Genomic DNA, 23,068 nt, shown 5'->3' with positions numbered 1-23,068 from the left:
GCACGACATTGGCCGACAAGGGGCTCACGTGAGCGTGCGAGACCAAAGGGTGCCTCGATCGTTCGTCGCTCTCGGCGCCCCCGAAGAGCTGCTCGTGGAGCTTTTCGCCTTCACGCAAGCCGGTGTAGACGATCTCGATGGTCTTGCCCGAGAGCTCGATGAGCTGCTTGGCCACGTCGTCGATCTTCACCGGCTGACCCATGTCGAGGATCATCACCTCGCCGTCCTCGCCGATGGCGCCAGCCTGGATCACGAGCTGGACGGCCTCCTCGACGGTCATGAAGTACCGAGTGATCTCGGGGTGCACCACCGTCACCGGCCCGCCCGCAGCGATCTGGGCGGTGAAGGTGTGGAGCACCGAGCCACGGGAACCGAGGACGTTGCCGAAGCGGACGCTGATGTAGGCCCCGTCGGCCTCACGAGCCGTCGCGGCGGTCAGCCGCTCAGCGACCCGCTTGCTGTAGCCCAGGACACTCTTGGGATCTGCCGCCTTGTCGGTGGAGATGTTGACGAAGGTGGTCACGCCGACCTCGGCCGAGGCCTTGAGGACGTTGGCCGTGCCGAGGACGTTTGTCTTCATCGCTTCGTGCGGGTACTGCTCGAGCATGGGCAGGTGCTTCAACGCGGCGGCGTGGAAGACCACCTCCGGCCGACGTTCCTGGAAGATCAGCCGGAGCGCGGCCTCGTCGCGGATGTCGTTCAGCACGACGTCCTGGCTGTCCAGGAGTGCGCGACCGTGGATCGAGAGCTGCACGGAGTGCAGGGCCGACTCGTCGCGGTCGAGCATGATGAGCTCGGACGGGCCGAACTTGTTGATCTGTCGGCACAGCTCGGAGCCGATGGAGCCACCTGCGCCCGTCACGAGAACGCGCTTGCCTGTGACGTACCCGGCGATGCTCGCGACGTCCGTCTCGATCGCGGCGCGTCCGAGGATGTCGGTGAGGTTCACGTCACGCACGTCCCGCACGTCGGCCTTCGTGGAGAACGACTCGGCAAAGGACGGCAGCACCTTGAGGGCTACACCCGCCTCGCGGGCTGCGTCGACCAGCGGAGCGATCATCGCCTTGTCCGCTCGGGGGATGGCGACGACGACGACCTCGGCTCCCGTCCTGGCGACGACCTGCGGGAGCTCGCTCAAGGTGCCGAGCACCGGGATCCCGTAGTGCCGACGCTGGCGCTTCCACTGGTCGTCGTCGAGGAACCCCACAGGGACCATGCCGGCCTCCGGGCGGCTGAGCATCGAGCGAGCGAGGCGGTTACCGCTGTACCCCGCGCCGACGATGAGCGCGCGACGGGCATTGTCGCCCCCAGCAAGGGTGAACTGATCGGTCAGGTGTCGCCACAACGCTCGGACCGTCAGCATGAGGAAGAAGCCGAGGAAGGTCGCCGACACCGGCACGCTGCGGGCGACCCAGTGGGGATCGACCATCGCGTTGACCAAGGAGACCATCGTCCCGGCGACAAGGGTCACCAGCCCGAGTCCCATGGTCTCCTCGATGGTGGCAACGCCTACCCTCCCGAGGTAGACCTGACTGACCAGGCCGACCCCCCACTGGAGCGCGATGGCCACGACGGCGACGCCAGCAGCAGCCATCCACACCTGCTCGGTCAGGTCGCTCCCGTAGCGCAGGAGCAGGCTGATCAGATAGGCGAGCGCGAGCGCCGCCGCATCGAAGGACAACAGCACCACGGTCCGGCGTGTGCGCACGCTGGATTGAAGCTCAACTCGAGTCATGACTCCCCCACGAAGACAGACGGTGATAACGGGGCGAACTGCTCAACGACAGATCGCTCGAAAAGTCTCACACGGTCTTTGCTTCACGGTGGGGCTTCTCGTCAACTGGCGAACAGGACTCTACGTCAAAAAGTTCTTGACGCTTCATTCACGTTGGTCTACTCACCCGATTACACCCTCACGGGTGGAATCGATCCCTCTAAACTGCTCCGATGCACCCGGGGCCGGCTCACCACCACTGCAACGTCCCGCTTTCACGACGCCTGACTCGCGCATGAGGAACGTCACCAGAGCACCCATTCGTGACCTCTACGAGGAGGGCGACCGATCGGTGGTCATGGTGGAAGAGCAGGTACTTGTGTTGTCCCCAATTGCCACCACGATCCTTCGGTCGGTGCCTTCAGGCGCCGTCATCGACGTCGCAGACCTGGTGGCGGCGGTTGTCGACGCGCATGGGGCGCCCGAGCCGCCCGCCGACGCGGAGCCGGTGGTCCGACGTCAGGTCATCGACCTGGTCGCCCACCGCGTCCTCGTCGCTGTGGACGAGACAGCCGGGGACGGAATGTCGGCAACGTCGGACGATGACACGCAAGCTGATAGAGCGCTCGATGCCGTTGCGGACGCGCTCCGATCGCTGCTGGCTCCCGATCGAGTCGGGTGGACGCTCCCCTCCGGCGTGAGTGATTCGGCGTTCCTGGCAGCCGCCCAGCGACAGCGAGTCGTCTCCCAGCTGGCCTCGCACCTCGACTTGTCGACCGTGTCGGGCTCGCTCGCTGCCCGGCTGTCCGCGCTCCATGCGGGGCTCGCAGCAGCCAGCGCGGAGGTGGGACGCGACCTGCACCTGGTGCTCGAGACGCTGGCGGACGCGGGTGTGCGCGCGTTGGTCTTCAAGGGACAGGCACTCGCCGCGCAAGCCTGGGGTGACGCCGCCGCCCGTGGATACGGCGACATCGACCTGCTGGTCTCCCCGAGCGACCTGGCCCGCGCCTACCGGTCGCTCACCGGCGCCGGCTGGCGAACCGACTACGTCTACCCCGCCCCAGGGCCATCCTGGGGATGGCGACAGTTCATCCGCACGGAGTACGAGATGGCGCTCGCGCGAGGTCGAACGTCTGTCGACCTGCACTGGCACCCGGTGCCGTCCCGCGCGGCGTTCCCCGACTTCGACGGCCTGTGGGCGCGCCGCGCGTACGTCAGCATCGCGGGGCGGGGGGCGCACACCTTCAGTCCGTACGACGCTCTTGCGCATTCAGCCAGCCACAGCGCAAAGGACCACTGGAGGTGGCTGAGAGGCCTGGCGGACGTGCACCGACTCGTCGCGGACCGCGCCACCTGGTCGGCCGCGGATCGGCCCCTGGCCGGCGACCAGTTGCTCACGGTCGGCATCGCGGCCCGGCTCTTCGGCGTCCCCGACTCAGCTCCGGCCGTCGTCCGCGATGCCGCCCTTGCCGCTCGGCCGGTCATGGCCCACGCCCGCCGCGGACAGCTCTCTCCCGAGCGAAGTGCTCCTCAGGACTGGACACCAGGGTTGGGCACGCTGCAGATGCTGCGGCCGCTCTGGCACGCCAATGCTCATCCTCGGGAGTTCGCCCGACGGCTGTCCACGAGCGCCTTCCCGCCCTGGTCTCTCGCCGCTGACAGCTCACCCCACGCGGCTGTCGCAGCGCCGAAAGCTCTTATGCTGCGCGCCTCCGAAGTGCGCCATCGGCTACGTGAACGGCAGCGAGATCTCCGCTGATCTCATGCTGGGTCAAGAATTCGTTGCCATGGCAGGCGCATCTTTTTGCCAGAATTCAACAACTGGACGGGTGCAAGCGGCCACAATGGCGGAATGGATGCTCGCCAGGCTGAACTCCTCGCTCAGGCCGACCAGCACGAATTGGGCCGACGGCTGCGCTCGATCCGAGTCTCGCGCGGGCTGACCCAGGGCGACGTGGTCGGGGACACGCTGTCCGTCGCCTACCTCTCCCGGCTCGAGACGGGCGCTCGCCGACCCACCGTAAAGGCGCTGACCGTCCTCGCAGCCCGGCTCGACGTGACCATCGACTCCCTCCTTGCCGCCGACCCCCAGCAGGACCCCGACGAGGTCCGACTGGCACTCGACTACGCCGAGCTCGCCCTTGAGTCTGGAGATCCGGGCGAGGCCGAGCACCACCTGGAGACGGCACTGAGCCGCCTCGACGGTCCCATGGGAGCGGCAATGCGTGAGCGCGCACAGCTTCTCCACGCTCGATCGCTCGAGGCGAGCGGCCGCGAGGACGACGCGATCATCGAGCTGGAAGAGCTGCTCGCGGACCACGCGGTGAGCGGGCTGACCCGCATCAAAGCCGGAATTGCCATCAGCCGCATCCACCGAGAGACAGGGGACCTCGGTCGCGCGATCACCTGCGGCGAGGAGGTGCTCTCGCAGCTACGGGCCGCGGGGATGGACGCCAGCGACGAAGCAGTGCAGCTGGCCGTCACGGTCGCAGCTGCCTACTTCGAGCGAGGCGACACCGCGCACGCCGTCAGACTCTGCAGCAAGGCCATCTCCGAGGCGGAGACCCTTGATTCGCCGCGCGCTCGCGCCTCGGCCTACTGGAACGCCAGCGTGATGCAGGCGAACAGGGGCGACATCGCTGCTGCCGTGCCCCTCGCCGAGAGGGCACTCGCTCTCCTCGGCGAAGGCCAGGATGCTCGCAACCTGGCACGGTTGCGGACCGAGGTGGGCCGACTCCAGCTCGAGCTCGACCCGCCCGCCGTCGAAGAGGCCCGCCAGAACCTGACGCAGGCTGTGTCCGAGATGGAGTGGAGCAGCGCTTCTCCCACCGATCGAGCCTGGACGCTACTCGGCCTGGCTCGCGCCGCTTATCTCTCGGGCGAGCTCGAGCAGGCGCGCCACCTGATCGGCGAGGTCGAGGTCACATCCAGCGGGCACGCACCCCTCGCGGAGGCGGAAGCTTTGACCCTGGCCGGCCGGACGTGCGCGGCGGAAGGCCGGATGGACGACGCAGCCGATTACTACCAGCAGGCAGTGTTGAAGCTCTCGGCGATCGGAGCCGACAAGGCTGCGGCACAATCCTGGTTCGACCTGGCCGCCCTGCTCGAGAGCGTCGACCTGGTCGAGGCCGCCCGCGACGCGTACCGCCGCGCAGCGGCCTCAACAGGTCTTCGCACCCGTTCAACGGTCGCCACGTCCGTACACGTGTGAGGTGATGTGGCCTCGGGGCCGCACGCGACGGGTCGAGACGACCTGTGAAGTCCGTACTGGATCAGCAGCACCACACGTTGCGCTGCTGGGCGTCCCTGGGGGCCGCGGTGGCCGGAGCGGCCATGCCGGCGATGCTGACGAGGGCGGTGGCGGCGACGACGAGGCGAGCGATGGTCTTCATGGGGTGACTCCTTGTGAGTGTGGGCTGACCGAGCGATACCGGGGAAATCGTCCGCTCGCCGCGATTGTGTCAAAAATGCTGCGCGGACGCGCCGTGTCTGGCAAACTGAGTCAAAGACAAGTTGGCAAACGCCCCCGCCGAATTGTCACGCTCGCCACGTGCCCCCACGTCGAGCCAAGAAAATGCGCTTCACCCCACGGAGCGCCCGGAGCCCCCCGCACCCCACGCGGGGGGCCCATTTCGTCTTTCCCCCTGCCGGTGCGGACTGGCCCGCTTAGGGTGGCGGCCATGGTCAGCACCACCCGGCACACCAACGCCCGACTCGTGGGGCACGTCGACGCCTTCGGTGTGGCCGTGCCGATATGCGCCACTGACGAGATGCGCGCTCCGGTGCTGGAGGCGTGGCGTGACGCCCTCATGGACGCCGACCCGACCACCAGCACGACCACGCCCGCGGTAGAGGCAACCGGGTCCGATGTCGACAGTGCCTTGCACCACCTGTCCCCCGCGGTGACCACGACCGCGATCGGTGCGCGCGCAGGCCAGCTCGTGATGCTGCACGCCGCCGCCCTCGCGGATCCGCGGACGGGTCGCACAGCAGTGCTCGTGGCCGCGTCGGGCACCGGCAAGACAACCGCCTCGGTGACCCTCGGCAAGTCGCTGGCCTATGTCACCGACGAAACGGCGGCGATCACTCGCGATGGAATAGTGCTGCCCTACCTCAAGCCCTTGTCGATCATCGACGGCGGGCACCTCAAGAAGCAGATCGCGCCCTCGGCGCTCGGGCTGCTCATGACGGAGCAGGAGTGCCGCCTGGGCGCCCTGCTCGTCATCGAACGCGACCGCCACCATGAGGGGGAGCCGCTCGTGGAGTCGCTGGCCACCGTTGACGCCATCGCAGCCATCGCTCCGCAGTCGTCCTACCTGCCCAGCCTCGAGCGGCCGCTCCACCGGTTGGCGGAGCTGATCCATCTCGTCGGTGGCGCCCGGCGCGTCCGCTACCGCGAGTCCGCGGACCTGGAGCCGGTGATCGCCCGGCTCCTGGCGGCGTCGTCGTGATCCTCAGTCGTGGCGCGCTGATCGATCGTTACGTCGAGGACGATCGCAGCGTCGTCATGGTGGACGAGCACGTTCTCGTGCTGTCGCCCATGGCGACCGCGATACTCGAAGCGGTACCCGACGGCGCCCTCGTGCCCCTCGCCGCTGTCATCGATCACCTCGTGGCCGCCTTCGGGCCGCCGGAAGGGGTCGAGGCAGCCGACGTGATCACCCGCGCCCAGGTGGGCGAGCTGACAGCGTGCGGAGTCCTGGTCGACCACGTCGACGGAACGTGAAAGCGCCCTCGGCCCAGATCCCCCGTCCGACAAGCGATGGAGATCTGCGCCGAGGGCGCGATGACGGCTGCTCCGTCAGTGCGTGTGCTGGCTGCCGGCGTCCCAATTCCTCGGGTCGAGGGTTGAGATGGCCACCAGGTTGTCCTGCGAGTCGCGGGCCATCACCGTCGCTCCGACCTGACCCTTGGAGTTGTCCGTGCCTTGGAGACGAACATGGATGTTGGCGGGCACCCCACGGGCGATGTCCGGGCCGGCGTAGCTCGCGGAGACCGTGGCCACCATCGTGTCCTTGGTGACGGTGCTGCTCCAGCTCGCGGCGGGCGAGAAGCAAGCCACCTCCGCCGCAGACAGCTTCGCATCCTTGCCGCCGCCCGTCTGGTTGTAGGTGAGGTGCAGCTCAAGGCCCTTGAGGTCCATGTTGTTGCACGTCACGATGATGTCCCAAGCCACGTACTTGACGCTCTCGCCGTACTTCACGGGAGTCGTCGTCGTGACGCTGACCGACGGGGTGACCGCCGTTCCGGGCGTGGCCGCGGCGATGTTCGGCGTCGCCACGACGACCGTGACCGCCGATGCGGACCACGCTGCCCCACGCAGCGCGGTCCGACGGGTGATGCCGCTCTCGTTCGAGCGTGACTGACTGGTGAGCTGATCGCTCATTGTGGTGCCCCCACCTTGAAGTTGTGAGTGGTCGCCCCCGACCACTACCGATCGACTCGTGCCGTCCGGGTGATCGGAAGGCTATACATCGAAATCCGGGGGTCCGCCGCGTTTTACCCGAATGAGGGTTTCCTCGATGAATGTTGTACTTCCCCACGGACCACCCCATTCGCCGGACGTCTCTTCCACAGGCACCTACGCTTCTCGAGACGTCCGAAAGTAAAGGGGATCCGGTGGAGCTCGCCGACTACCTGCGCATCTTGCGCAACCACTGGATCGCCGTGACGGCGTTCATCCTGGTGGCCGCGCTGGCCGCCTTCGGGTGGAGCAGCATCCAGCCCAAGGTCTATGCCGCCAGCTCGTCGGGCTTCGTCACCTCCGGTGGCGGTGGCGACCCGGGCCTCGACAGCCTCAACGACTCGCTGTCCAAGTCGCGCGCGGCGTCGTACGTCGTGCTGGCGAAGGACCGTGAGACCGCGTCGCTCGTCATCGACGACCTCGGGCTGGACACCTCGCCCGAGGGCCTGGTCGGCAGCATCGACGCAGCCCAGACGCCCGACACCGTCGTCATCTCGATCACCGCACGCGCCGGCACGCCCGAGGAGGCGCAGCAGCTCGCCGACGCCTGGGTGGGCGCGCTCGCGGAGCGGGTCAAGAGCATCGAGGCGGGCAAGTCCAGCGGCAACCAGGGCATGCGCATCGAGGTGTCGGAGTCGGCACAGCTCCCGACGAGCCCGGTGTCCCCGCAGGTCGAGCGCAACGTGCTCCTCGGCGCCGTGCTCGGCGCCCTGCTCGGCCTCGGCTACGCCGTCGTCCGCAGCCTGCTCGACCGCCGCATCCGCTCAGCCGAGGACGTCGAGCGCGACACCGGTGTGCCGGTCGTGGGCTCGGTGCCTGACATCGGCAAGGCCGGTGGCATCTTCGTCGGGACCAGCACCGGCAACGCCGCGCTCGCGGCGGAGGGCGTACGCCGCCTGCGCACCAACCTGTCCTACATGGACGTCGACAACCCGCCACGCGCGATCGTGGTCACCAGCCCCAAGCAGGGCGACGGCAAGTCCACCGTCGCGGCCAACCTGGCGGCCGCCATCGCCGGCTCCGGCCAGGCCGTGACCCTCGTCGACGCCGACCTGCGGCGACCGACCGTCGCGTCCGCGGCCGGGGTCGACGACACCGTGGGCCTCACCGACGTGCTGGCCGGTCGCATCGAGCTTGCCGACGCCCTGCAGTCGCACCCGACCATCGAGGGGCTCAGCGTGCTCACCTCGGGCGCGCGACCGCCCAACCCCAGCGAGATCCTGGGGTCGCAGGCCATGCGCGGCGTGATCGACGACCTGACCGCCAAGGGGATGCTGATCATCGACGCCCCTCCCCTGCTGCCGGTGACCGACGCCGCCGTCGTCGCCCACGCCGCCGACGGTGCCTTCATCGTGGTCTCGGCCGGCCGGACCCTCGACACGGAGCTCGACAACGCCCTGGGCCACCTGCGCACGGTCAACGCCCGTCCGCTCGGCATCATCCTCAACCGGGTCTCGAAGCGGACCGTCGGCGCCGGCAACTATGGCCACTACGGCTACGGCACCGACGACTACGTCGAAGGCACCAGCGGATGGCGCAAGACCCGACGCTGACCCCGGGAAGGTCGAAGGTCTGCACCAGCGGACCAGACCGCTCGGCGGCCAGATCAAGGTTTGCCGCACGTTCCGTGCAGCCCGACTGCAACGGGCTGAAGTCGACCTACGCTCGCCGAACCAGCCCGTGGGGGCGCTGGTTTCGTCGAAACGTGGGGGTACACCGTGTCCGATCAGGCACGCATGGGGTCGACCGTGCTCAGCAGGCGGGCTGCCGTCCGGGGAGCCGTGTGGTCTATCCCCGCGGTCACCGTCGCGACGACCGCACCGGCCTTCGCCAGCGCCTCGGGCCAGCTCAGCGTGACCGACTTCGTCGCGTCGTACGCCCCCGACCGGCCGGAGCAGGTCCTCATCTCGGCGACCGTCATGGGCTTCGACACGAGCTACCAGCTCACCGTCACCGTGCCGGACGGCGGGTTCGACAGCGTCGAGTCGGCGACCGCTACCAGCGCGTCCAGCGCTGGACCTTCGGCGAGCCACACCCTGGTGTTCACCAGCGCCACGTCGCACTTCCAGGCGACGCTCGACCTCGGTTCGCGGACGGAGCTGCCGTGGCGCGGCTTCCAAGGAACGGCCTTCACCATCTCCGCCACCGCGAGCGCGGACGGCCGGCAGTCGGAGTCCACCACGACCGCCGTCACGGCGTACGACATGTCCCATGACCCGCTCAACTACGACCCCAACCCGAGCGCCAGCCTCCAGCGCCTCTTCTCGGACAGCATCGCCGCGCACCACAGGTACCCCGGGGTGATCGGGCGCATCGTCCTCGTCGTCTCACTGCCCAAAATCGCCGGCGCGGCCAAGCCTGGAACCGACTCCGTGCATGGCGGATGGACCCGCACCCACGTCGAGGACGAACCCGGAAACTGGCTCTACCGGTTCACCACCACGCAGTCGCACCACACATCCAGGACTGGTCCGCCCGGAGGCAACCCCGATCGCGGCCCCGCACCCGATGCCGCGGGCGGCGCCTATTACGAGTTCTGGGTCGACATGGCAGGCATGCCGACCGAGCTGGTCGGAATGACCGCGTCGTTCTACTTCTCCGCGGAGGGCGACGCAGCGGCGCGATTCTCCCGCGGGCGTGTCATCACTTCCTGAGCGGCAGCCTCAGCGCGGCAGCAGCACGCAGATGCTGGTGCCCTCGCCGAGCGTGCTCTCCAACGAGACCACGCCGCCGTGGGCCTCGACGATGCTGCGCACGATCGTGAGGCCCAGGCCGGTGCCGGGCACGTGGAGCCGGCGGGCGTTCTCGCCGCGGTAGAAGCGACCGAACACCTGCTCCACGTCGGCGGGCTCGATGCCGGTGCCCTCGTCGGTGACCGTCAGCACGACGTGCTCCTCGCGCACGGCCAGGTCGACCGTCACGAGGCAGCCCTCGCGGCTGTAGGCGATCGCGTTGTCCAGCAGGTTGTCGAAGACCTGACGCAGGCGCATCCCGTCGGCGACGGCCGGCAGGGAGCCGGGCAACCGACTCGTGATCCGCACCCCGCGGCTGTCGGCGTCGAGCGACGCCGCGTCGACCGCCTCGCACAGGATCACGGCGAGGTCGACCCGGTAGGGGTCCACCAGCGGCGAGCCGGCCGAGACGCGGGTGGTGAAGAGCAGGTCGGCGACCAGGTGCGAGAGACGGAGCATGTTGCGGCGGGCCGCGGTCACCTGCTGGTGGCCCTCGGCGCTGACGTCGGTCGACTCGTCGAGCAGCTCGAGGTAGGCCAGCGCCGCCGTGAGCGGCGTACGGAGCTCGTGGGAGATCGTCGAGACGAACTCGTCCTTGACGCCCATCGCGCGCACCAGGTCGGTGACGTCGTGGTAGGCCAGGACGGCGCCTGCCACCTCACCCGTGCGGTCGAGGACACGGCGCGCGGAGACCGACAGGGCCCGGCGCGAGTGGGGGTCCTCGCCCACCCACAGGCGTACGTCGTCGAACTCCTCGCCGGACGCGGCCCGCACCGACGGCATGTCGTCGCGCGCGAGCGGCTGCTGGTCGAGGTCGTAGGCGAAGCCGGTCTGCCCGGCCTGGCCGAGGTGACCCTCGGGGAAGGCGAGCTCGAGGAACTCCCGGTGCCGGCTGTTGGTGGCGAGGTAGCGGCCGGTGGCGTCGATCTGCAGCAGTCCGACCGCGACGCCCTCGAAGATCGCCTGGGCCGTACGACGCTCCGCATCTGCGGCGGCCTCCGCCGCGTCGAGCCGCTCGACGAAGGCCTGGCGCTCGCTGAGGTCGACGATCTGGGAGATGAAGTGGATCGGGGTGCCCAACGGGTCGCGCAGCAGCGCGACGGACAGGTCGCCGACCAGGATGCTGCCGTCGGCGCGGAGGTAGCGCTTGGTGATCCGGTAGGAGCTGATCTCCCCGGCCAGCGTCTGCTCGAACAGGCGCAGGTCGGCGTCGAGGTCGTCGGGGTGGGTGATGTCCTGGAAGGACTTCGTGATCAGCACGTCGGCCTCGTGGCCGAGCATCTCGCACAGCGCGACGTTGGCCGTCATGAAGCCGCCCGTCGGGGACACGATCGCCATCCCGACCGGCGAGTGCTCCATCGTCAGGCGCCAGAGCTCGTCGGTCTCGAGTGCGGGCGCGGGCGCGATCTCAGCGACCATCACCCACCTACCCTCCACGTCACAGCCCGCATGCGGCGCACAGCCCGAGATGCCACGGTAGGACGGGAGCGAGGCCGCCGCCCCGAGTGTGGGGGAACAGTGGCGAAAATGAGAGGAACGCCCCGCACTGCTCGTGCGGGACGTCCCTCCGGTGGTCTGGACCAGACGCGGGTCCGCGCGGGTCAGGCGGTGACGAGCACCTGCACCTCGGCGACGGAGCCCGTCGCGGCGACGACGCGGGTGTCGACCGGCTGGGCCTTCGGCGCCAGCGTCCGCAGGGTCCACTCGCCGTCGCCGGCGAAGAAGCGGAAGTGCCCCGTCGCGGACGTCGGCACCTCGGCGGTGAACTCGCCGCTGCGGTCGAGCAGCCGGACGTAGGCGTTGGCGACGGGCTCGTCACCGCTGCGCAGCACCTGGCCCTGGATCACGGCTTCCTTGGCGACGTTGACGCCGTCGAGCGACAGGCCGCCTTCCTTGGCTCCGCACATGTCAGGCCTCCCCGGGCTCGTCACCGAGGGCGACCGGGACGCCGACGAGCGAGCCGTACTCGGTCCAGGAGCCGTCGTAGTTCTTGACGTTCTTGCGGCCGAGGAGCTCGGTGAGGACGAACCACGTCAGCGAGGAGCGCTCGCCGATGCGGCACAGCGCGATCGTGTCCTTGTCGGTGTCGAAGCCGACCTCGTCGTAGAGGGCGGTGAGCTCCTCGTCGGACTTGAAGGTGCCGTCGTCGTTGGCGTTCTTGCTCCACGGCACGTTGACCGACGTCGGGATGTGGCCGGCGCGCTGGGCCTGCTCCTGCGGGAGGTGGGCGGGGGCGAGCAGCCGGCCGGCGTACTCGTCGGGGCTGCGCACGTCGACGAGGTTCTGCGTGCCGATCGCGGCGACGACCTCGTCGCGGAAGGCGCGGATCGAGGGGTCCTGCTCCTGCGCGGTGTACGACGTCGTCGCGCGGGTCGGGAGCTCGTCGGTCAGCTCGCGGGAGTCGAGCTCCCACTTCTTGCGGCCGCCGTCGAGGAGCTTGACGTCCTGGTGGCCGTAGAGCTTGAAGTACCAGTAGGCGTAGGCGGCGAACCAGTTGTTGTTGCCGCCGTAGAGCACGACGGTGTCGTCGTCGGAGACACCGCGCTCGGACAGCAGGGCCTCGAACTGCTCCCTGTTGACGAAGTCGCGGCGGACCTGGTCCTGGAGGTCGGTCGTCCAGTCGAGCTTGATGGCTCCCCGGATGTGGCCCTTGTCGTAGGCGGTCGTGTCCTCGTCGACCTCGATGAGGACGACGCCGTCGGTGTCGAGGTTGTCCTCGACCCACTGGGCGGTGACGAGCGAGTTCTCGCGGCTCATGGTTGGTGTGCTCCTTGTTGGTGGTGACAGTCGGGGTCAGACGGTGGCGATGAAGCGGCGGACGAGCAGGTAGACCTCGCATCCCAGGCAGAAGGCGAAGACGGCGTTGAGGAGGGCGGCGACGAGCGCGAGGCCGACCGCCACCTGGGCGACGACGGTGGCGCCGGCCGCGAAGGCGAGCAGCCCGACGAGCGCGAAGGCGAGGCCCACGGCCTGGGCGAAGCGCGGCGGCTCGGGGGCCTCCCACTCGGTGGGCGGGGCCAGGCGCGGGCGGACGAGCGTGCGGAACAGCCAGGCGTGCGGCGTCGCCTGCACCCCGCGCACCGCACCCACGGCGAACAGCACCGCCTGCACGGCGAGCAGCGCGACGGCGTACGGCGTGGGGAGCAGCAGCACGGCCACCAGGACGACGGCGGTCAGGGCGGCGGCGAGCTGCGGGCCGCGGGGGTCGATCGCACCCTCCGGACGGAGGGCGGCGCCGGGACCTTGGGCAGGTCTGGGCGTGGCGGTGGTGGTCATGTCTCTCCTGAGGTCGGTCGGCACGGCAGGGGCCGGGCACGCCGGGGCAGGGCCCGGCATGCGGGTCCCACCGACCGAGCACGGTCCGGCGACGTCAGGCCGGACGGGGGCTCAGGTGAGCGGTGGGACCGCTACGACATTCGACACAGCGCCGAGCGCACGCGGCAGTGATCCACTGCGCGGCGCTTGGTGAGCATGGTCGAGGACATGACGACGACCCTAGGCGCTGCGACCATCTCGACCCCGCTCTGTCTCACCATTTGACCCACGCATCCATATCCTGAGATCACACGCGTGCCAGTGCGGTCAGGACCTGGTCGCGCGTGGGCGCCCCGGTCGCGCGGGTGACCTCGGTGCCTGCGGCGTCGAGCACGATCGTGGTGGGCGTGCGGAGGATGCCGAGGGTCCGCGTCGCCTCGAGGTGTTCCTCGGCGTCGATCTCCACGTGGGTGACGCCGTCGACGAGGCCGGTCACTTCGCCCAGCACCCGCCGGGTGGCGCGGCACGGGGCGCAGAACGCGCTGGAGAACTGCAGCAGCGTCGCCCGCTCCCCCAGCTGCTGGCCCGCGGCGGCGACGAGATCGGCGCCGGGCCTCGTGACGGGCGCGTCGTCCGCCTCGAGGTCGGGCGCCGCGGGAGGGCGTACGACATGGGTGCCGCGGAAGCGACCGTCGGTCGCGAGCCGCCACAGCCCGAACGCCAGCGCCAGCACGACGGCGGCGACGACGATCCAGGCTCCGGTGGTCACATCCGCCCAACGACGGTGCGCGACGGATTTGTTCCTGCGCGCCCCAGCCCGGCCGGAAATGGAGCGAGGCCCCGGAACGGATCCCGGGGCCTCGCGTGATGAAGCAGTGGTGCAGGTGGAGCAGGTGGAGCAGGTGGTCAGCGCTTGAGCTTGATCTTCTTCTCGATGTCGCCGGAGCCGACCTTGCCCTTGCCCTTCACGGTGAAGACGAGCTTGTGCTTGCCCTTGCCGAGCGCCTTCTTGAAGGTGACCTTGCCGGTGCCCTTCTTGATCTTGCCCTTGCCGAGCTTCTTCAGCTTGTCGTCGCCGTTCTTCTTGGTGCCGACGATCTCGAACACGGTGACCGTGGCCTTGATCTTCTTGGCCTTGAGGGGCTTCACCTTGAGGGTGATGGCGGCGGACTTGTTGGAGACCTTCGCCTTCACCTTCGGCTTGTAGCCGACCTTGTAGGTGGCCTTGGTGACGGCCTGACCCTGCGTGAAGCCGAGGTCGTTGGTGACGCGGCCGGTGACCTTGTCGCCGAGGTTCTTCTTGGTGAGCTTGAGCGAGGGGCCGGTCGCAACGACCGCACCCTTGACCAGCCACTCGTACGTGAACTCGTTGTCAGCCATCTGGGTCCACACGCCCTTGTCGAGGCGCAGGGTCTTGCCGACCCAGGCGTCGCCCTTGATGGTCGGGCGCTCGACGGCCTTGACGTCCTTCGCGAGGGCGGCGGAGATGCCGGTCACCATCTGGCCGGGCTTGACCGTGACGGTCTTGGCCTCGGCAGCGACCGCGTTGTCCCACCACTCGGTGACGTGACGATCGGCACCGAACTGGACGGTGTAGTCGCCGGGCCACAGGTTGCGGGTCTCGTACGTGCCGTCGGCCTTGTGCTCGTCGGCACCGCCCGCGAGGTTCTTGTCGACGTCGTAGAACGCGACCTGCGGCTGGTCCGGGATGCCCCCGGCGTCGCTCGTGATCGCACCGGCGACGCCGCCGGCGACCGGCTGGACGAAGTCGATGACCTGGGGAGCCGCAGTGATCGCGGTCGCGGTGTCGTAGCCGTACTTCTGGCCGGTCCAGATGCTCCGACGGGCGAAGTCGCCGTCCTCGCGGGCGTCCTCGCCGACGACCACGATCTTGAACTCGGTCTCGCCGCCGATGCGGTCGAGGGTCGTGAAGGCGTAGCCGCCGGCACGGTTGGAGATCGTCCGCGCGACGACCTCACGGTCGACCGGGTTGGCCGGCGTGTTGTAGGCGAGGACGTCGTAGCCGACGCCGACGCCACCGAGCTGGTCGCGCACAGTGCCGCTGAGGTCGACGCCCGCCGGGGCAGGCTTCGACTTCGGCGCGAGGCCCGCGTCGACGCCGGTCACGGCCTGGCCGGGGGCGACGGTGACCACGGCCGGCGCGGAGACGGGGCCGCCGAACTCGTCGATGGCGACGTTGTTGTAGTACTCGCCGAGGAACTCGTCGATCGGGTCGGAGAACTCGATCTGGTGCGCGCCGGTGGTCACGTTCTCGATGGTGTAGGCGCCGTTGGCGTCAGTGAAGTCGCAGTTGAACTCCGAGCAGACCTCGACCCGGTTCAGGGCGGCACCGGCGTCGCTGGTGACGCGACCCGAGATGGACCCACCGGGAGCCAGGGTGATGGTCCCCACGTTGGTGCCGGGGGCGACCGCGTCAGCGGACGCGAGGTCGGCCTTGTCGGAGTAGTACTCCATCGCCAGGGACTTCTTGGTCTTCGGGTCGTAGCCGGAGAAGCGCAGCTTCACGGCCTCCGTCGCGCCGATGCGGAACGTGCCCGTGGAGTTGGTGGTGTCGCCGGCGAGCAGCGCGTTGTCGTCAGCGGCGTACGCCTGCACGCTGGCGTTGTCGACCGGACGGCCGTCGGTCGTGGTGACCGTGCCGAACACCGTCGGGACCGCGTCGATGGTCCAGGCCGGGAGGGCCTGCGCCGCGCCCGCGACCGTGATGAAGTCGGCGGACACGAGGTCGGCCTTGTCGCGGAAGTACTCGGACTGGAGCTCCGAGCTGTCGAAGTTCGGCTGGAACTGGAGCTTGTAGAGGCCGTCCTCGAGGTTGAGGTCGAAGGCACCTCCCTGCGTGTAGACGGTCGGCTCGTAGTCGTACTCGAACTCGCCGATCGTGCCGTCGCCGTTCTCGTCGGAGAACTTGAAGACGGAGATGCGACCGTCGACGTAGTTGCCTGCGGTGTCGACGGTGCTGCCGCTGATCGTGACCGCGGCGTGGGCCGGCGCTGCCAACCCGATCGTGAAGCCGGCGAGCGCCGTCGCGGCGGCTGCGCCACCTGCGACGAGGCGCGCGAAGGCTCCCCCGTTTGTGCTGATCATGCTGTGTCCCCCTTGGACTCATGTCGGCACGCACGTGCACGACACACAAGCCATCCCCCGTAGGAGGCCTGTCGAGACGCAGTTCTATCGCATATCGGCCCGCTTGTGGTCACCCACCGGCAAATGGGGGCAGCAGCTCGACGACGTCACCCGGGCGTACGACGACGGACTCCGGGTCCTGCGTGCGGACCGGCCGGTCGCCGAGGAGCACCGAGCAGACCCCGACCGTGCGGGCCATCTGCTCACCGGGATGCCGCTCGAGGACGCGCGCGACGACGTCGGCCAGGCTCAGCTCGCCCTCCGTCCCGTCCGTCTCCCAGACGTCCTCCGCGGTCCCGGCCGCGGCCCGGGCGCCCGCCCAGTAGCGCACGGTGATCGCTGTCTCACGACTCCGGTGCGCGTCCGTCGGGTGGCTCATGCGGGATATCCTTCCTCATCCCCGGCTGACGCCACCGGCTGACGCACTGGCTGATCCCCCGCACGAGGAGGGCCCCGCGATGAGCGCACTGCTGCTCCTCACGAGCGCCCTGCAGCCCTCCGCCGAGGTGCTCCCCGGGCTCGCGCTGCTGTCGCACACCGTGAAGATCGTCCCGGCCCAGGGCAGCGCGCTGCTCGACGCGCCCGACTCCGACCTCGTCCTCGTCGACGGGCGCCAGGACCTCGCCGCGGCCCGCGACCTGTGCCGGCTGATCCGCACCACCGGCACCGACGCCCCGGTCCTGCTCATCGTCACCGAGGGCGGCCTCGCCGTCGTCGCCCACGACTGGGGCATGGACGACGTCGTCCTCCACACCTGCGGTCCGGCCGAGCTCGACGCCCGTATCCGCCTCGCGATCGGCCGCGCGAGCGCCGCCGCGCCCGACGACCCGGCCGCCCACGTCATCCATCGCGGCGAGGTCGTGGTCGACGACGCCACCTACACCGCCCGCATCGGCGGCCGCCCCCTCGACCTGACCTACAAGGAGTTCGAGCTCCTGAAGTACCTCGCCCAGCACCCGGGTCGCGTCTTCAGCCGCGAGCAGCTGCTCCAGGAGGTCTGGGGCTACGACTACTTCGGCGGCACCCGCACCGTCGACGTCCACGTGCGCCGCCTCCGCGCCAAGCTCGGCACCGAGCACGAGCACCACATCGGCACCGTCCGCAACGTCGGCTACCGCTTCGTCGTGCCCACCCGCGACCCCGCCCCGGAGACCGCACCCTCCTCGACGTCCTCCTGACCCCTCGTTGCCTCGTCCCTCCGTCTCCTCGGGGGGTATCTAGGGACGAAATGGTCGCCGAAGTCCACGATCTACTCCCATTTCGTCCCTAGATACCCGGGTTCGGCCCCGGACGACGGGCTGGCGGGCGCCGCTAGGGTCGAGCGCATGCAGGCCACCGCCCCAGAGACAGTCGCGCAGATCGCCGACGAGGCCGCGGCCGCCGACGGGGCCGACCCGCTCGACGAGGCCACCCGCATCGCCCTCGCCGACGGCGCCGCGACCGTCATCGCGGAGGACGACGCCTTCGCCCTCCTGCATGCCGGCGACCTCTCACTCGTCGTCCGCCCGACGGCCCGCGGCCGCGGCCTCGGGTCCGCGCTGCTCACGCGCGCCGAGTCGTCGTACGGCACCGGGCTGACGGCGTGGTCGCACGGCAACCACCCGGCCGCCGCCAGGCTCGCCGCCCGCCACGGGTGGGAGCGGGTGCGCGACCTCTGGGTGATGCGGCGGCCGACCTCGCTCCCCCTGCCCGCCCTCGAGGTGCCCGGCGGGGTGACGATCCGGTCCTACCGCGACTCCGACGCCGCCGACGTGGTCGCGGTCAACGCGGCCGCCTTCGCCGACCACCCCGAGCAGGGCGCGATGGACCTCGACAACCTCGCCCGGCGGATGGCGGAGCCGTGGTTCGACCCGGCCGGGCTGCTCGTCGCGGAGGACGACTCGGGGATGCTCGGCTTCCACTGGACCAAGCAGCACGACGCCCGCCTCGGCGAGGTGTACGTCGTCGGCGTCGCGCCGGCCGCGCAGGGCCGCGGACTCGGCAAGGTGCTCACCCTGGCCGGGCTGCACCACCTCGCCGGCCTCGGCGTGGACGAGGTGCTGCTCTACGTCGAGTCCGACAACGCCCCCGCCGTCGCGGTCTACTCCCGCCTCAGGTTCGGGCACGCCGACGCGGACACCCACGTGCAGTACCGCCGCCCCTGATCGGGCACGCCCGCTGCGTCATACGAACCCGCACCCATCGGTGCCGATCGGTATGACGCTCAGCTCGGGCGAGCCCCCAGCGTCAGCGGAGGGGGCGGACGTGCAGGCCGACCTCGGGGTCGACGACGACCTCCTGCGCGGCGGGCATCTCGTCGACCGTCAGGGCTGCGTCGACCGGCACGTTGCGCTTGACCAGCGCGAGCGCGATCGGGCCGAGCTCGTGGTGGCGGGCGCTGGAGCCGACGAAGCCGACGTCACGACCGTCGTACGACACCGGGGACCCGACGGGCGGCAGCCGGTTCTCCGACCCGTCGAGGTGCAGCAGCACCAGCCGGCGGGGCGGACGACCGAGCGTGTGGACCCGCGCGACGGTCTCCTGGCCGCGGTAGCAGCCCTTGTCGAGGTGCACCGCGGCGCCGATCCAGCCGACCTCGTTGGGGATGGTGCGGTGGTCGGTGTCGAGGCCGAACCGCGGCTCGCCGCGCTCGATGCGCAGCGCCTCGAAGGCCCAGAGCCCGCAGGCCGGCCCGGCCGCTTCGGCGTACGCCTCGAGGCGGTCGCGGGGCACGAGGTCATAGCGACCGATGCCGTCCCCCGGGCGCCACATCACGGCGACGTCGTCGACGAGGGAGACCTCGACGCGGGTCATGAACTTCATCCGCTCGAGCCACTCCGCCAGCGCGGCGCCCGCGCCCGGCTCGGTGTGGGCGGTGAACGCCTCGCCGTCGTCGACGCCGGTGAAGGCGTGCTCGACGTGGCCCTGCGGGCTCAGCACGAGCGCCTGGGTCCAGGTGCCGGGGGCGAGGCCGTCGAAGTACTGCGTGGTCAGGTTGTGGAGCCACGACAGCCGCTCGGGTCCGGAGATGCGTACGACGTCGCGGTGCGAGAGGTCGACGAACCCGTCACCGCGCGCGAGGCTGCGCTGCTCGGTGTTGAAGGAGCCGTAGTGGGCGGCGACCGGGGCGTCGATCCCGTCGCCCGCGACGGCACCGGGCAGGGCGAGGAGCGGGGACTGCATGCCGACGAGCCTACGCCGTGGCCCGAGACACCGGCCGTCGCGAGCGCAGTCAGGCGTGCGTGATGGCAAGGCGGAGGAGTGGAGACGTGACGGAGTCACGGCGACCGACGACAACGCAGCCAGCGCGTGCGTCTGACTGCGCGCAGCAGGCTGGGGACGAGGGGCGCGGCRTTCAAGCCGCGCCCACTCCCGGCCCCAGCGGCGACGAGGGGTCGAGCGGGGCGGGCGGCTCGTCGACGGGTTCCGACTCAAGGTGGCGTCGCCCGATCTGGTCGCGGAGCCAGAAGGCGACGTGACCGGCGCCGGCCAGCGTCGCGACGCCGATGACCAGGAAGATCCACCGCCAGTCGACGACGGTCACCAGCGCGGCACCGAGGGCGAGCGAGACCGCGCTCGGCACGGTCATCACGACCTCGGCGGCCGTCGAGACGCGACCCATCAGCCGCTGCGGCGTACGACGCTGCAGCAGCGTCATGTAGGCGACGACCAGCAGCGGGAGCGAGACGCCGAAGACCACGATGCTCACCAGCACGCCCGCCATCACCGGCGACGCCGCGATGCCCAGGGCGCTGATCCCGAGCAGCACCAGCCCGAGCACGCTCGTCGCGACCTCGCCGAGGCGTCGTACGCACCCGGCGGAGGCGATGCCGCCGACGACCGCGCCGATGCCCTGCACCGACACGATCACGCTGACGTAGGTGGCGGGGCGGTCGAAGTGGTCGGTCAGCGCGAAGATCGCCGACTCCGTGAAGCCGAGGACGAGCATCGACAGGCCGAACCCGATGAGGAGGTGGCCGAGCACCCGGTCGTGCACGAGGTGGCGCAGGCCGTCGGTGAGCTGGTTCCAGTAGGCGGCCTGCTCGTGCTCGGGGGTCTCCTCCTCGACCCGGATCGTCGAGATGATGGCCGCCGCGACGAGGAACGACGCGGCGTCGACGAGCGCGACCGCCCAGCCGCCGAGCCAGGCGAAGAGCGCCGCGCCGAGCAGCGGGCCGAAGAGCCGGTAGGACTCCTTGACGGTCTGGATGCTGGAGTTGGCGTCGACGAGCATCCGCTCGGGCATCAGCTCCTTGAGCAGGCCGTTGAGGCCGGCGGGCAGGACGACGAAGCTGACGCCGTAGAACCCGGCGACCGTCCAGATGATCCAGACGTCGCCGGCGTCGCGGACCAGCAGCAGCGGCAGGACCGCGACGGCCGACAGGATGTTGCCCCACACCAGCATCGGCTTGCGCTTGATCCGGTCGAGCCAGACGCCGACGAACGGCGCGAAGATCGCCGGGATGCACATGAAGAAGAACGTGAAGCCGGCCATCGCGCTCGAGCCGGTGAGGGTCTTCACCCAGATGCTGAGCACCAGCAGCATGATCGAGTCGCCGAGCATCGACGTCGTCAGGCCGGCGAAGAGTCGCGTGAAGCCGGGCTGGGCGAAGGCCGCCCTCATCGCTCGATCTCCACGGCCGAGCCCCAGGCGACGATCTCGCACAGCCGGGCGCCGTCGGGACGCTCGCCGGTGCCGAGGCGGTCGTCGTACGTGCCCGCGACCTCGCTCAGCCGGCTGGTCAGGTCGGCCAGCTCCTCGGACGTGAGCCACGCGACGTGCTGGGTCAGCCCGGCGCTGTCGCGCCAGCCCGGATCCGTCTCGCGCTCGCTCGCGCCGAGGAAGCGGTCGACCCACCGCTCGAGCAGCATCCGGCTCAACGCCTGCCCGGCGCGCAGCTCGTCACGGCCGACGTCGTCGTCCTCGGCCCACGACATCCCGATGTGCTGCATCTGCCACGGCCGCTGGCGTCCCGTGCCGCCGGCAGCCTCCTCGATGAAGTCGTGCTCGGCGAGCTTGCGCAGGTGCCACGAGCAGTTGGCCGGCGTCTCGTCGAGCCTGTCGGCGAGCTCGGTGGCGGTCATCGGGCCGTGGACCGACAGCAGCTCGATGATCCCCATCCGGACCGGGTGGGCGACGGCGGCGAGGGCGCGGGGGTCGCGGAGGCGGCGGGGGTTGGGCATCTGTCGAAAGTACTCTTTCGAAAGAGTCCTTGCAATAGGGAGCGATCCCCGGATATCCGGGGAACTTCCCGCTTGTCGGCCGAAATCTCAGCCGACAAGCGGGAACATCGGCCGCAAAGTCCGGCTTAAGTCGCTCAGAGACTCAAGGTCCCAGCGGCCCGAACATCGGCCGCAAAGTCCGACCTGAGTCGCTCAGAGACTCAAGATCCAGCGGCAGCCGAGCAGTCGGCGCAGGTGCCGAATATCGCGAGGTGGCCGACGTCGACGGAGAAGCCGTCCTCCCCCAGCGCCGCGACGAGCGAGGCCACGATCGCGGGGTCGTACGAGCGCACGGATCCGCAACTGCGGCACACGACGTGGATGTGCTCGTGCTCGCGGGTCGAGTGGTACGTCGGCGCGCGGTCGCTGAGGTGCGTGTGGCGCACCAGCCCGAGCTCCTCGAGCACCTCGAGCGTGCGGTAGACGGTGGAGGCGTTGACCGAGCTCACCTGGCCGCGCACGTGGGCCAGCACCTCGTCGGGGGTGGCGTGGCGCAGCTCCTCGACGGCCCGCAGGATCAGCTCGCGCTGCGGGGTGAGCCGCAGCCCCTGCTCCCGCAGCCGCGCCGCCAGGTCGTCGCTCATGACCCGCTTGTCCGGGCTCCACGCGGCGCTCGTCCGGCGGAGCGCAGCGGAGGAGAAGTGCGTCGTGGGGTGTTCATTCAGGCTCGCTGGAGGCGCGCCCAGGTGTGCGGCTGGAGCTCCTGGCCGACGGCCGCCATGTCGTAGGCGTAGAGCAGGTCACCCTCGACGTTGCCGTACATCCGCGAGCCCGCCGTGACCTCCTTCGCCGTCTCGGTGAAGGAGACGCCGGCGGTGTGCATCTCGACCTTGCCGCCGTCGGCCGCGCCGTACCAGATCTCCGAGAAGCCGATGTTGTGCGAGAGCAGGAACTCGACCTTCCCGGGCTCGGGGCAGCGCAGGAAGCCGGTCTCCATGGCGGCGTCGCGGACGAACTCGCCCTCCTCGTCGACGATCCACGCGCGCGACATGTAGTGGAAGAACGGTCGGCCGTCGTGGGTGAAGATCAGCTCCTGGCCGAACTGGAACGACTCGATCGTCGGGTAGGTCCCGTGGCCGTTGCCGCGCCAGGTGCCGAGCAGCCACGCGACGGGGCCGCAGTTGGGGTGCAGGTTGTCCGGCAGCTCGAAAGGCATGGGCCCGACTCTAGTCTGGGCGCATGCCTCGCTCACTTGTCGTCAAGGTCACCTGCGGCGCAGAGGAGGCCGAGCGCCTCAACCAGGGCTTCACCGTCGCCGCCGCCGCGGCGGCGTCCGGCGCCGAGGTCTCGCTGTGGCTGACCGGCGACGCCGCCTGGTTCGGCGTACCGGGTCGCGCCGAGGAGTTCGAGCTCGAGCTCGCGACGCCGCTCGACCAGCTGATCGCGGCGGTCCTCACGAGCGGGACGATCACCGTCTGCTCGCAGTGCGCGGCGCGACGCGGCATCGTCGCCGGCGACCTCCGCGAGGGCGTCACGATCGCCGGCGCGGCCGTCTTCGCCGAGCAGGTCCTGGGCGAGGGCGTCCAGGCGTTGGTCTACTGAGACGGAGGTCATCCG

The 23,068-nt window shown here is 69.9% G+C and carries 24 protein-coding genes; 10 read left to right on the top strand and 14 right to left on the bottom strand.

Translation table 11 applies throughout. From position 1 onward, the window contains the following. Positions 1-1,708 (bottom strand): polysaccharide biosynthesis protein (locus ACXJKB_RS19365; RefSeq protein ID WP_457191269.1); only part of this gene is annotated, 1,708 nt, incomplete at its 3' end. Between the two features lie 301 nt (positions 1,709-2,009). Between ACXJKB_RS19365 and ACXJKB_RS19360 the strand changes: the two genes are divergently transcribed. The 4 genes from ACXJKB_RS19360 to ACXJKB_RS19345 all read left to right on the top strand — a co-directional run bounded on the left by ACXJKB_RS19360 (position 2,010) and on the right by ACXJKB_RS19345 (position 6,440). After that, a complete protein-coding gene (locus ACXJKB_RS19360) occupies positions 2,010-3,473 on the top strand; it encodes a nucleotidyltransferase family protein (RefSeq protein WP_457191267.1) in 1,464 nt (487 codons plus the stop codon). Between the two features lie 93 nt (positions 3,474-3,566). Continuing rightward, positions 3,567-4,925, top strand: a complete 1,359-nt coding sequence (locus ACXJKB_RS19355) for a helix-turn-helix domain-containing protein (protein ID WP_457191265.1) — start codon at positions 3,567-3,569, stop codon at positions 4,923-4,925. 469 nt (positions 4,926-5,394) lie between these two features. Continuing rightward, entirely contained in the window at positions 5,395-6,165 is a 771-nt protein-coding gene (locus ACXJKB_RS19350; protein WP_457191263.1) for a hypothetical protein, read from the top strand. Continuing rightward, entirely contained in the window at positions 6,162-6,440 is a 279-nt protein-coding gene (locus ACXJKB_RS19345) for a hypothetical protein (RefSeq protein WP_457191261.1), read from the top strand. The genes ACXJKB_RS19350 and ACXJKB_RS19345 overlap by 4 nt, the downstream gene beginning before the upstream one ends. A gap of 75 nt (positions 6,441-6,515) precedes the next feature. On the opposite strand, the gene ACXJKB_RS19340 is transcribed toward ACXJKB_RS19345, so the two are convergent. After that, the gene (locus tag ACXJKB_RS19340; RefSeq protein WP_457191259.1) at positions 6,516-6,917 is read right to left on the bottom strand and encodes a hypothetical protein; all 402 of its coding nucleotides are present in this window, start codon (positions 6,915-6,917) and stop codon (positions 6,516-6,518) included. A 13-nt stretch (positions 6,918-6,930) separates the two neighbouring features. On the opposite strand from ACXJKB_RS19340, the gene ACXJKB_RS19335 reads away from it, so the two are divergent. The 3 genes from ACXJKB_RS19335 to ACXJKB_RS19325 all read left to right on the top strand — a co-directional run bounded on the left by ACXJKB_RS19335 (position 6,931) and on the right by ACXJKB_RS19325 (position 9,832). Continuing rightward, positions 6,931-7,080 (top strand): hypothetical protein, encoded by a 150-nt coding sequence (locus ACXJKB_RS19335; RefSeq protein ID WP_457191257.1) that lies wholly within the window; start codon positions 6,931-6,933, stop codon positions 7,078-7,080. Between the two features lie 253 nt (positions 7,081-7,333). Further along, entirely contained in the window at positions 7,334-8,731 is a 1,398-nt protein-coding gene (locus ACXJKB_RS19330) for a polysaccharide biosynthesis tyrosine autokinase (RefSeq protein ID WP_457191255.1), read from the top strand. 165 nt (positions 8,732-8,896) lie between these two features. After that, complete coding sequence (locus ACXJKB_RS19325; RefSeq protein ID WP_457191253.1) at positions 8,897-9,832, top strand: hypothetical protein; 936 nt, start codon at positions 8,897-8,899, stop codon at positions 9,830-9,832. 9 nt (positions 9,833-9,841) lie between these two features. On the opposite strand, the gene ACXJKB_RS19320 is transcribed toward ACXJKB_RS19325, so the two are convergent. The 7 genes from ACXJKB_RS19320 to ACXJKB_RS19290 form a co-directional block, all read right to left on the bottom strand. After that, a complete protein-coding gene (locus ACXJKB_RS19320) occupies positions 9,842-11,329 on the bottom strand; it encodes an ATP-binding protein (protein ID WP_457191271.1) in 1,488 nt (495 codons plus the stop codon). Positions 11,330-11,511: 182 nt separating this feature from the next. Continuing rightward, positions 11,512-11,817 carry a DUF1416 domain-containing protein gene (locus ACXJKB_RS19315; RefSeq protein ID WP_457191251.1) on the bottom strand — a complete coding sequence of 102 codons (306 nt, stop codon included), beginning with the start codon at positions 11,815-11,817 and terminating at the stop codon, positions 11,512-11,514. Position 11,818: 1 nt separating this feature from the next. Continuing rightward, on the bottom strand, positions 11,819-12,667 hold the full coding sequence (locus ACXJKB_RS19310; protein ID WP_457191249.1) for a sulfurtransferase: 849 nt from the start codon (positions 12,665-12,667) through the stop codon (positions 11,819-11,821). A gap of 36 nt (positions 12,668-12,703) precedes the next feature. After that, a complete protein-coding gene (locus ACXJKB_RS19305) occupies positions 12,704-13,186 on the bottom strand; it encodes a DUF4395 domain-containing protein (protein WP_457191247.1) in 483 nt (160 codons plus the stop codon). A gap of 286 nt (positions 13,187-13,472) precedes the next feature. Continuing rightward, entirely contained in the window at positions 13,473-13,934 is a 462-nt protein-coding gene (locus ACXJKB_RS19300) for a TlpA family protein disulfide reductase (RefSeq protein WP_457191245.1), read from the bottom strand. A gap of 137 nt (positions 13,935-14,071) precedes the next feature. Beyond that, positions 14,072-16,270 carry a carboxypeptidase-like regulatory domain-containing protein gene (locus tag ACXJKB_RS19295; RefSeq protein ID WP_457191243.1) on the bottom strand — a complete coding sequence of 733 codons (2,199 nt, stop codon included), beginning with the start codon at positions 16,268-16,270 and terminating at the stop codon, positions 14,072-14,074. Between the two features lie 109 nt (positions 16,271-16,379). Beyond that, the gene (locus ACXJKB_RS19290) at positions 16,380-16,688 is read right to left on the bottom strand and encodes a MoaD/ThiS family protein (protein WP_300047408.1); all 309 of its coding nucleotides are present in this window, start codon (positions 16,686-16,688) and stop codon (positions 16,380-16,382) included. Positions 16,689-16,767: 79 nt separating this feature from the next. Here ACXJKB_RS19290 and ACXJKB_RS19285 point away from each other — a divergent pair, with 79 nt between their 5' ends. After that, complete coding sequence (locus ACXJKB_RS19285; RefSeq protein ID WP_457191241.1) at positions 16,768-17,487, top strand: winged helix-turn-helix transcriptional regulator; 720 nt, start codon at positions 16,768-16,770, stop codon at positions 17,485-17,487. A 147-nt stretch (positions 17,488-17,634) separates the two neighbouring features. Continuing rightward, a complete protein-coding gene (mshD, locus tag ACXJKB_RS19280) occupies positions 17,635-18,453 on the top strand; it encodes a mycothiol synthase (RefSeq protein WP_457191239.1) in 819 nt (272 codons plus the stop codon). A gap of 82 nt (positions 18,454-18,535) precedes the next feature. Here mshD and ygfZ read toward each other — a convergent pair whose 3' ends face one another. The 5 genes from ygfZ to ACXJKB_RS19255 all read right to left on the bottom strand — a co-directional run bounded on the left by ygfZ (position 18,536) and on the right by ACXJKB_RS19255 (position 22,667). Continuing rightward, on the bottom strand, positions 18,536-19,471 hold the full coding sequence (gene ygfZ / locus ACXJKB_RS19275) for a CAF17-like 4Fe-4S cluster assembly/insertion protein YgfZ (protein ID WP_457191237.1): 936 nt from the start codon (positions 19,469-19,471) through the stop codon (positions 18,536-18,538). A 172-nt stretch (positions 19,472-19,643) separates the two neighbouring features. Beyond that, positions 19,644-20,912 carry an MFS transporter gene (locus tag ACXJKB_RS19270; RefSeq protein WP_457191235.1) on the bottom strand — a complete coding sequence of 423 codons (1,269 nt, stop codon included), beginning with the start codon at positions 20,910-20,912 and terminating at the stop codon, positions 19,644-19,646. Continuing rightward, positions 20,909-21,472, bottom strand: coding sequence for a winged helix-turn-helix domain-containing protein (locus ACXJKB_RS19265; RefSeq protein ID WP_457191233.1), 564 nt, complete (start codon positions 21,470-21,472; stop codon positions 20,909-20,911). Before ACXJKB_RS19265 ends, ACXJKB_RS19270 begins: the two co-directional genes overlap by 4 nt. Before the next feature lie 200 nt (positions 21,473-21,672). Then, positions 21,673-22,095, bottom strand: a complete 423-nt coding sequence (locus tag ACXJKB_RS19260) for a Fur family transcriptional regulator (RefSeq protein WP_457191231.1) — start codon at positions 22,093-22,095, stop codon at positions 21,673-21,675. Positions 22,096-22,172: 77 nt separating this feature from the next. After that, positions 22,173-22,667: an FABP family protein gene (locus ACXJKB_RS19255; protein ID WP_457191229.1), complete on the bottom strand. Its 495-nt coding sequence runs from the start codon at positions 22,665-22,667 to the stop codon at positions 22,173-22,175. A 23-nt stretch (positions 22,668-22,690) separates the two neighbouring features. Between ACXJKB_RS19255 and ACXJKB_RS19250 the strand changes: the two genes are divergently transcribed. Beyond that, the gene (locus tag ACXJKB_RS19250; RefSeq protein ID WP_300047428.1) at positions 22,691-23,053 is read left to right on the top strand and encodes a DsrE family protein; all 363 of its coding nucleotides are present in this window, start codon (positions 22,691-22,693) and stop codon (positions 23,051-23,053) included. The last annotated feature ends 15 nt before the right edge of the window (positions 23,054-23,068 follow it).

The organism is Nocardioides sp. P5_E3 (assembly GCF_054049275.1).
The sequence above is the reverse complement of the archived record's forward strand: the minus strand, read 5'-3'. Positions and strand labels throughout refer to the sequence as shown.

What these genes read in the sequence shown, in the direction of transcription:
- ACXJKB_RS19355 (WP_457191265.1), top strand. Translation starts at nt 3,567, where the DNA reads ATGGATGCTCGCCAGGCTGAACTCCTCGCTCAGGCCGACCAGCACGAA.
- ACXJKB_RS19255 (WP_457191229.1), bottom strand. Translation starts at nt 22,667, where the DNA reads ATGCCTTTCGAGCTGCCGGACAACCTGCACCCCAACTGCGGCCCCGTC.
- ygfZ (WP_457191237.1), bottom strand. Translation starts at nt 19,471, where the DNA reads ATGCAGTCCCCGCTCCTCGCCCTGCCCGGTGCCGTCGCGGGCGACGGG.
- ACXJKB_RS19270 (WP_457191235.1), bottom strand. Translation starts at nt 20,912, where the DNA reads ATGAGGGCGGCCTTCGCCCAGCCCGGCTTCACGCGACTCTTCGCCGGC.
- ACXJKB_RS19320 (WP_457191271.1), bottom strand. Translation starts at nt 11,329, where the DNA reads ATGGTCGCTGAGATCGCGCCCGCGCCCGCACTCGAGACCGACGAGCTC.
- ACXJKB_RS19305 (WP_457191247.1), bottom strand. Translation starts at nt 13,186, where the DNA reads ATGACCACCACCGCCACGCCCAGACCTGCCCAAGGTCCCGGCGCCGCC.
- ACXJKB_RS19265 (WP_457191233.1), bottom strand. Translation starts at nt 21,472, where the DNA reads ATGCCCAACCCCCGCCGCCTCCGCGACCCCCGCGCCCTCGCCGCCGTC.
- ACXJKB_RS19310 (WP_457191249.1), bottom strand. Translation starts at nt 12,667, where the DNA reads ATGAGCCGCGAGAACTCGCTCGTCACCGCCCAGTGGGTCGAGGACAAC.
- ACXJKB_RS19350 (WP_457191263.1), top strand. Translation starts at nt 5,395, where the DNA reads ATGGTCAGCACCACCCGGCACACCAACGCCCGACTCGTGGGGCACGTC.
- ACXJKB_RS19260 (WP_457191231.1), bottom strand. Translation starts at nt 22,095, where the DNA reads ATGAGCGACGACCTGGCGGCGCGGCTGCGGGAGCAGGGGCTGCGGCTC.
- ACXJKB_RS19290 (WP_300047408.1), bottom strand. Translation starts at nt 16,688, where the DNA reads ATGAGCCACCCGACGGACGCGCACCGGAGTCGTGAGACAGCGATCACC.
- ACXJKB_RS19285 (WP_457191241.1), top strand. Translation starts at nt 16,768, where the DNA reads ATGAGCGCACTGCTGCTCCTCACGAGCGCCCTGCAGCCCTCCGCCGAG.
- mshD (WP_457191239.1), top strand. Translation starts at nt 17,635, where the DNA reads ATGCAGGCCACCGCCCCAGAGACAGTCGCGCAGATCGCCGACGAGGCC.
- ACXJKB_RS19250 (WP_300047428.1), top strand. Translation starts at nt 22,691, where the DNA reads ATGCCTCGCTCACTTGTCGTCAAGGTCACCTGCGGCGCAGAGGAGGCC.
- ACXJKB_RS19360 (WP_457191267.1), top strand. Translation starts at nt 2,010, where the DNA reads ATGAGGAACGTCACCAGAGCACCCATTCGTGACCTCTACGAGGAGGGC.
- ACXJKB_RS19315 (WP_457191251.1), bottom strand. Translation starts at nt 11,817, where the DNA reads ATGTGCGGAGCCAAGGAAGGCGGCCTGTCGCTCGACGGCGTCAACGTC.
- ACXJKB_RS19295 (WP_457191243.1), bottom strand. Translation starts at nt 16,270, where the DNA reads ATGATCAGCACAAACGGGGGAGCCTTCGCGCGCCTCGTCGCAGGTGGC.